This window comes from Variovorax sp. P2_H12 (genome assembly GCF_056403395.1).
In genome coordinates, this window is the sequence record NZ_JBFUFO010000111.1 from 1 (window position 1) to 932 (window position 932).

Here is a 932-nt window from a genome sequence, read left to right on the forward strand (position 1 = left end):
AAGGTGCGCGTGAAGAGCGACGGCACCGGTGTGGACATTGCCAACGTGAAGATGAGCATGAACCCCTTCGACGAGATCGCGGTCGAAGAGGCGGTGCGCCTGAAGGAAAAGGGCGTGGCCACCGAGATCATCGCGGTCTCGTGCGGCGATGCGAAGTGCCAGGAGACCCTGCGCACGGCGATGGCCATCGGCGCCGACCGCGCCATCCTGGTGGAGAGCACCGAGGAGCTGCAGCCGCTGGCGGTCGCCAAGCTGCTGAAGGCCCTGGTCGACAAGGAGCAGCCGAGCCTCATCATCCTGGGCAAGCAGGCGATCGACGACGACGCCAACCAGACCGGCCAGATGCTGGCGGCGCTGGCCGGCCTGCCGCAGGCCACCTTCGCCTCGAAGGTCGAAGTGGCGGGCGACAAGGTCAACGTGACGCGCGAGGTCGACGGCGGCCTGGAAACGATCTCCCTCTCGCTGCCCGCGGTCATCACCACCGACCTGCGCCTGAACGAGCCGCGCTACGTCACCTTGCCCAACATCATGAAGGCGAAGAAGAAGCAGCTCGACGTGGTTAAGCCCGAGGACCTGGGCGTGGATGTCAAGCCGCGCCTGAAGACCCTGAAGGTCTCGGAGCCCCCGAAGCGCGGCGCCGGCATCAAGGTGCCTGATGTGGCCACCCTGGTGGACAAGCTCAAGAACGAAGCGAAGGTGATCTGATCATGACCGTACTTGTTATTGCCGAACACGACCACGCCACCTTGAAGCCGGCGACCCTCAACACCGTGACCGCGGGCCTTGCCTGCGCCAGCGGCGATGTCCATGTGCTGGTGGCCGGTGCGAACGCCGCCGACGCCGCCAAGGCCGCCGCCCAGGTCGCGGGCGTGGCCAAGGTGATCGTCGCCGACAGCCCCTCGCTGGCCGAGAACCTGGCGGAGAACGTCGCC

The 932-nt window shown here is 66.6% G+C and carries 2 protein-coding genes; both read left to right on the top strand.

Translation table 11 applies throughout. The features are described from left to right. On the top strand, positions 1–705 hold a 705-nt coding region (locus tag AC1DYK_RS35415; RefSeq protein ID WP_478170525.1), incomplete at its 5' end, for an electron transfer flavoprotein subunit beta/FixA family protein. 2 nt (positions 706–707) lie between these two features. Beyond that, the coding region (locus AC1DYK_RS35420; RefSeq protein WP_478170526.1) for an adenine nucleotide alpha hydrolase family protein at positions 708–932 on the top strand (225 nt) is incomplete at its 3' end.